Origin of the sequence: Inquilinus limosus MP06 (genome assembly GCF_000767795.1) — a bacterium.
GTDB classification, from domain to species: domain Bacteria; phylum Pseudomonadota; class Alphaproteobacteria; order DSM-16000; family Inquilinaceae; genus Inquilinus; species Inquilinus limosus_E.
Genome location: NZ_JANX01000373.1, coordinates 1 through 6,280, shown reverse-complemented (window position 1 = coordinate 6,280; position 6,280 = coordinate 1). Strand labels below are relative to the sequence as shown.

Sequence of the window (6,280 nt, the reverse complement as noted above, 5' to 3'; positions counted from 1 at the left end):
GCAGCAGGCCGGCCAGGCCCCGGCCGCAGGATCGGCGCCGCCGCCGTTGCCCGGATCCGAGGCGTATCACGTCGCCATCGACGGCAAGCAGTCCGGCCCGTTCCCGGCCGCCCAGCTGCAGGGGCTGGTGCGCGACGGCCGCCTGACCCGCGACAGCCTGGTCTGGACCCAGGGCATGGCGAACTGGAGCAAGGCCGGGGAGGTCTCCGCCCTCGCCACGCTGTTCACCGACCAGCCGCCGCCGCTGCCGCCGTCCTGATCCCGGATCATGGCGGACATGGCCTTCACCTGCGCGTCCTGCGGCGCGCAGCTGGAATACGCGCCCGGCACCAAGGCGATGAAATGCCACTATTGCGGGCATGAGAACCCGATCACGGCCTCGCCCTGGTCGACCGTCGCCGAGATCGACTACGCCGCCGGGCTGGCGGAGGCCGAACAGCAGGCGCCGACCGAGACCGTCTCGGTCGTCTCCTGCAAGCGCTGCGCCGCCGAATTCCAGCTCGATCCGGCAATCCAGGCGTCGCGTTGCCCGTTCTGCGGCACGCCGATCGTGCTCGAAGCGCGCGAGGTGACCCATCTGACGCCCGGCGCCCTGCTGCCCTTCGGCTTCGACGCCAAGGCCGCGCGCGCAAAATACGAAGCCTGGCTGTCCGGCCTGTGGTTCGCGCCGAACAACGTCAAGCGCCTGGCCAAGACCGACAACGGCTTCGTCGGCATGTATGTGCCGTATTGGACCTATGACGCCGCCACCACCAGCGACTACACCGGCCAGCGCGGCATCACTATCGTGCGGACAGTCCGCGACGGCAACCAGACGCGGACGGTGACCGAGACGCGGTGGACGCCGTGCAGCGGCCGGGTCGCGCGCGACTTCGACGACATCACAGTGGTCGCCAGCCGGTCGCTGCCGGAGGGCTATCTGGACCGGCTGGAGCCTTGGGATCTGGGCGCGCTGGTACCCTATGACGGGCGCTATCTGCGCGGCTTCGGCGCCCAGCACTACCAGGTCGGCCTGGCCGACGGCTTCGACACGGCGAAGGCGAAGATGGAGTCGGTGATCCGGGGCGATGTCCGCAGCGACATCGGCGGCGACCGGCAGATCATCAACGCCCTGCAGACCGATTACGCCGCGGTCACCTTCAAGCACGTGCTGCTGCCGGTCTGGCTGAACAGCTTCCGCTATGGCGCCAGGACCTACAGCTTCGTGATCAACGGCCGCACCGGCGAGGTGCAGGGCCAGCGGCCGTGGAGCTGGGTCAAGATCGGCCTGGCGGCGCTGGCGGCGATCGCGGTCGTCGGGGTTTTCCTGGCAGTGTATGGCGGCCAGAACTGACGGCCATGGAGACGCTGCGGATCATCCTGTTCGCGCTGGGCGCCGCCATCGCCTACGGCATCCTGCACGACCAGGTGACGGCCCATCTCTGCGTCGAGTATTTCACCATCGCCCACCCGCCGGTGTTCCCGACGGAATCGCCCTTCCTGCTGGCGATCGGCTGGGGTGTGCTGGCGACCTGGTGGGTCGGGCTGCCGCTGGGGGTGATGCTGGCGGTCGCGGCGCGGCTGGGCCGCGGCAACCGGCTGGGCCTGGCCGATCTCCGTCCCGCGATTCTCCGGCTGCTGGGTGCGATGGCGCTGTGCGCCGCGGCCGCCGGAGCCTGGGGCGCCTGGTCGGTGGCGTCGGGCCGATCGCCGGTGCCGGGCGGCTGGGGCCCGCTGCTGCCGGCGGAGATCCATGTCGCCTTCTCGGCCGCAGCCTGGGCCCATCTGGCCAGCTACGCCTCCGGCATCCTCGGCGGCCTGGCGGTGATCGGCTGGACCGTGTGGCGGCGCCTGCTCCCGCCCGCCGGCGCCGCCGCCTGACCGCCGTTCCGTCAGGCCGGGCTTGACCCCGGCGCGCCGGACGGCCAGAGCGTGGGGATGTTCGACCTCTCCCACCATCTCTGGATCCTGGCCGCCGCCCTGCTGCTCGACGCGCTGGTCGGTGACCCGCCCTGGCTGTGGCGGCGGCTGCCGCATCCGGTCGCGCTGATCGGCCGGCTGATCGGCTGGCTCGACAGGCGGCTGAATCATGACGGCGACGCGCCGGCCCGGCGCCGCATCGCCGGCCTCGCCACGACGCTGCTGCTGGTGCTGCTGGCCGGCGGCGTCGGCTGGGGCCTGTCCGTGCTGCTGCGGGCTTTGCCTTTCGGCTGGGTGCTGGAGGTCGTGATCGCCGCCGTGTTCCTGGCCCAGCGCAGCCTGCACGACCATGTCGCCGCCGTCGCCGCCGCCTGCGAGCTGGAGGGGCTGGAGGGCGGGCGCCGCGCCGTGTCGATGATCGTCGGCCGCGACCCGCAGAGCCTGGACATGGCCGGCGTCTGCCGCGCCGCGATCGAGAGCGACGCCGAGAACACTTCCGACGGCGTGTTCGCGCCGGCCTTCTGGTTCGCCCTGCTCGGCCTGCCCGGCATCCTGGTCTACAAGGCGGTGAACACCGCCGACAGCATGATCGGCCACCGCACCGCCCGGCACGAGGCCTTCGGCTGGGCCTCGGCCCGGCTGGACGATGTCCTGAACCTGATGCCGGCGCGACTGTGCGGCGCCTTGCTGGCCCTGGCCGCGCCCTTCGGCGGCGGCCGCATCGGCGCGGCATGGCAGGCGATGTGGCGCGACGCGCCGAAGCACCGTTCGCCCAATGCCGGCTGGCCGGAAGCGGCGATGGCGGGCGGCCTCGGCCTCGCTTTGGCCGGGCCGCGCCAGTATCACGGCACGGTGGTGCCCGATGCCTGGATGGGCGATGGCGGACGGGCCGAGGCGACCCCGCGCGACATCCGCCGGGCGCTGGAGGTCACCAAGGGCGCCGGGACGGTGCTGTTTCTGGTGACGGTGGCGGCGGCACTGCTGCTGTAAAATCGATAGCGCCAATTTTAGCCGTCATGGCGAGGCGCGCAGCGCCGTGGCCATCCAGGGGACGGTGCCGCTGGATGGCCACGCCCCTTCGGGGCTCGCCATGACGGATATAGCTTTGCCGCCGCGCGTATGGTCAGCCGGGCAGGCCAGCGATCCGGGCCAGCGCCGCGACGTCCAGGTGTCGCTCCAGATGGTCGGCCAGGCCGTCCAGCGTCGCGTCGACCGTGGCGTCATAGGCCAGGCCGGCCTCGGCGCGCGGCTTGAGCCCGGCCAGGAAGGCGGCGCGGAAGCCGTCGGCCGCGAACAGGCCGTGGACATAGCAGCCGGCGACGCGGCCGTCGGGCGACACGGCGCCGTCCGGCCGGCCGTCGAGGTCGAGCAGCGGCCGAGCGAGCGCCGGACCCTCGGTGCGGCCGACATGCATCTCATAGCCGCGGATCGCCGTGCCGGTCGGACGATGGGTGCCGGCGACAGCGACCAGGCTCTTCTCCGGCGTCATGAACGTCTCGAGGTCGAGCAGGCCGAGCCCGTCGGCCGAGCCCGGCGGGCCGTCGATGCCGTCCGGGTCGTGCAGCCGCCGGCCCAGCATCTGGAACCCGGCGCACAGCCCCAGCACCCGGCCGCCGCGCCGGACATGGGCGGCGATGTCGATGTCCCAGCCCTGGGCACGCAGGAAAGCCAGGTCGCCGATGGTCGATTTCGACCCCGGCAGCAGCACCAGGTCGGCATCGCCCGGCAGCGCCTCGCCCGGCGGCACCATGCGCACCGCCACATCCGGCTCCAGCCGCAGCGGGTCGAGATCGTCGAAATTGGCGATGCGCGACAGCACCGGCACGGCGACGGTGATCGCCCGGCCGCGCGGCGTCTCGATCTCGGCCAGGGCATTGGCGTCCTCGGCCGGCAGGCGGGCGGCCTGGGGCCAGTGCGGCACGATTCCGAGGCCGCGCCAGCCGGTGCGGTCCTCGACGATCCGCATGCCGTCGGCGAACAAGACGGCGTCGCCGCGGAAGCGGTTGACGATGAAGCCGCGGATCCGCGCCGCCTCTTCCGGCGCGATCACCGCATGGGTGCCCACCAGGCTGGCGATGACGCCGCCGCGATGGATGTCGGCGACCAGCACCACCGGCAGGTCCGCCGCCTCGGCAAAGCCCATATTGGCAATGTCGCCGGCGCGGAGATTGACCTCGGCCGGGCTGCCGGCACCTTCGACCAGCACCAGATCCGCCTCCGCCGACAGCCGGGCGAAGCTGTCCAGCACCGCCGCCAGCAGTTCGGGCTTGCGGGCGGCATAGTCGCGGGACTTCAACGTGGCAACGCGGCGGCCCTGGACGATGACCTGGGCCCCGGTCTCGGTCTCCGGCTTCAGCAGCACCGGGTTCATGTGCACGGTCGGGTCGACGCCGCAGGCCCGCGCCTGCAGCGCCTGGGCCCGGCCGATCTCGCCGCCATCGACGGTGACCGCGGCGTTGTTCGACATGTTCTGCGGCTTGAACGGCCGCACCCGCAGGCCGCGCCGGGCGAACACCCGGCACAGCCCGGCGACGATCAGCGACTTGCCGACGTCGGAGCCGGTGCCCTGGACCATCAGGGCGGGCGGTTTCATGCCCCGCCCCCCTCCCCGTCATGGCGAGGCGCGGAGCGCCGTGGCCATCCAGGGGCCGGTGCGAGCCGCCCTGGATGGCCACGCCCCTCCGGGGCTCGCCATGACGGGTCTTTAGGGAAGCGCCCCATCAGAACTCGATCCCGGCCTGGGCCTTCACGCCGTCGCGGAACGGGTGCTTGACCAGCGTCATCTCGGTGACCAGGTCGGCGATCTCGATCAGTTCGTCCTTGGCGTTGCGGCCGGTGACGATGACATGGGTGTCCGCCGGCTTCTCGTCGCGCAGGAAGGCCACCACCTCCTCGACCGGCAGGTAGTCGTAGCGCAGCACGATGTTCAGTTCGTCCAGCAGCACCATGCGGGTGGACGGGTCGCGGATCATCGCCTTGGCCGCGTCCCAGGCGGCGCGGGCGGCGGCGATGTCGCGCTCGCGATCCTGCGTCTCCCAGGTGAAGCCCTCGCCCATCGCGGCGATGGTGACGAGATCCGGGAACCGCTCCAGCACATGGCGCTCGCCGGTGTCCCAGCTGCCCTTGACGAACTGGACCACGCCGGTGCGGAAGCCGTGGCCGATCGACCGCAGCACCATGCCGAAGGCGGCCGTCGACTTGCCCTTGCCCTTGCCGGTGTGGACGATCAGCAGCCCCTTCTCGATGGTCTTGCCGGCCAGCATCCGGTCGCGCACCGCCTTCTTCTTCGCCATCTTCTCGGCGTGGCGGGCGTTGATCTCGTCCTCGGTCATGCCGTCGGTGTTCACGGGCGGGGCTCCTTCGTCAGCGCATCGAGTTCATGGTAGACGGCGTTCGCCCTCGGCTGCCACAGGCCGCGGTCCAGCGCCTCCTGCAGCCGCTCCGCGATCTCGCGCGCCGCCGCCGGGTTGGCCTGCTCCAGGAAGGCGCGGACCTCGGGGTCGCCGAGCATCGCGTCATAGACCAAGTCGAACTGGTGGTCGGCCACGGCGTCGGTGGTGGCGGCGAAGGCGAACAGGTAGTCGACCGTCGCCGCCATCTCGAAGGCGCCCTTGTAGCCGTGGCGCATCACGCCGCGGATCCATTTCGGGTTGACCACCCGGGCGCGCACCACGCGGGCGATCTCCTCGCGCAGGGTCCGGATCACCGGCCGCTCGGGCCGCGAATGGTCGTTGTGCCAGACCGCCGGCCGGGCGCCGGACAGATGGTGGATCGCCGCCGCCAGCCCGCCCTCGAACTGGTAGTAGTCGTCGGAATCGAGCAGGTCGTGCTCGCGGTTGTCCTGGTTGTGGACAACGGCTTCGACCTTGGCGAGGCGCCGGGCGAACAGGTCGTGCGCCGCCGCGCCCTCGGCGCCGTCGCCATAGGCCCAGCCGCCCCATTCCAGATAGGCGCGGCCGAGATCGGCCTCGTCGCGCCACAGCCGCTCGTCGATCAGCGCCTGCAGCCCGGCACCATAGGCTCCCGGCTTGGAGCCGAAGACGCGGAAGCCGGCGCGGCGGCGGGCCTCGGCCTCGGGCATGCCGCCCTCGATCAGCGCCGCCGTCTCCGCGCGAACGCGGGCCGCCAGCGGGTTCGCCTCCTCCGGCTCATCCAGCGCGGCGACGGCGCGGACGGCGCTGTCGAACAGGTCGATCTGGCTGGGAAAGGCGTCGCGGAAGAAGCCTGAGACGCGCAGGGTCACGTCGACCCGCGGCCGGCCCAGCACGCCCTCCGGCATGACCTCGAAGCCGGTGACGCGGCGGGACGCGGGGTCCCAGCGCGGCTGTACGCCCAAGAGCGCCAGGGCCTGGGAGATGTCGTCGCCGCCGGTGCGCATGTT

At 72.0% G+C, this 6,280-nt stretch carries 7 protein-coding genes; 4 read left to right on the top strand and 3 right to left on the bottom strand.

The genetic code is table 11. The features are described 5' to 3' along the window. The 4 genes from P409_RS23290 to cbiB form a co-directional block, all read left to right on the top strand. Window positions 1-259: DUF4339 domain-containing protein (locus P409_RS23290; RefSeq protein ID WP_152613504.1), on the top strand; the 259-nt coding region annotated here is incomplete at its 5' end. Window positions 260-268: 9 nt separating this feature from the next. After that, entirely contained in the window at window positions 269-1,333 is a 1,065-nt protein-coding gene (locus P409_RS23285; protein WP_034844329.1) for a TFIIB-type zinc ribbon-containing protein, read from the top strand. Between the two features lie 5 nt (window positions 1,334-1,338). Beyond that, the gene (locus P409_RS23280) at window positions 1,339-1,860 is read left to right on the top strand and encodes a hypothetical protein (protein WP_034844327.1); all 522 of its coding nucleotides are present in this window, start codon (window positions 1,339-1,341) and stop codon (window positions 1,858-1,860) included. 57 nt (window positions 1,861-1,917) lie between these two features. After that, complete coding sequence (cbiB, locus tag P409_RS23275; RefSeq protein ID WP_034844324.1) at window positions 1,918-2,889, top strand: adenosylcobinamide-phosphate synthase CbiB; 972 nt, start codon at window positions 1,918-1,920, stop codon at window positions 2,887-2,889. A gap of 133 nt (window positions 2,890-3,022) precedes the next feature. On the opposite strand, the gene P409_RS23270 is transcribed toward cbiB, so the two are convergent. The 3 genes from P409_RS23270 to P409_RS23260 all read right to left on the bottom strand — a co-directional run. Continuing rightward, window positions 3,023-4,492 carry a cobyric acid synthase gene (locus P409_RS23270; RefSeq protein ID WP_202964773.1) on the bottom strand — a complete coding sequence of 490 codons (1,470 nt, stop codon included), beginning with the start codon at window positions 4,490-4,492 and terminating at the stop codon, window positions 3,023-3,025. 127 nt (window positions 4,493-4,619) lie between these two features. Further along, on the bottom strand, window positions 4,620-5,231 hold the full coding sequence (gene cobO, locus P409_RS23265; protein WP_052121260.1) for a cob(I)yrinic acid a,c-diamide adenosyltransferase: 612 nt from the start codon (window positions 5,229-5,231) through the stop codon (window positions 4,620-4,622). An 11-nt stretch (window positions 5,232-5,242) separates the two neighbouring features. Then, window positions 5,243-6,280, bottom strand: a 1,038-nt coding sequence (locus tag P409_RS23260; protein WP_034844318.1) for a cobaltochelatase subunit CobN, incomplete at its 5' end; no start/stop codon positions are given.

Bases quoted from the DNA above. Each gene is read 5' to 3' on its own strand.
- P409_RS23280 (WP_034844327.1), top strand. From the start codon at position 1,339: ATGGAGACGCTGCGGATCATCCTGTTCGCGCTGGGCGCCGCCATCGCC.
- P409_RS23285 (WP_034844329.1), top strand. From the start codon at position 269: ATGGCGGACATGGCCTTCACCTGCGCGTCCTGCGGCGCGCAGCTGGAA.
- cobO (WP_052121260.1), bottom strand. From the start codon at position 5,231: ATGACCGAGGACGAGATCAACGCCCGCCACGCCGAGAAGATGGCGAAG.
- cbiB (WP_034844324.1), top strand. From the start codon at position 1,918: ATGTTCGACCTCTCCCACCATCTCTGGATCCTGGCCGCCGCCCTGCTG.
- P409_RS23270 (WP_202964773.1), bottom strand. From the start codon at position 4,492: ATGAAACCGCCCGCCCTGATGGTCCAGGGCACCGGCTCCGACGTCGGC.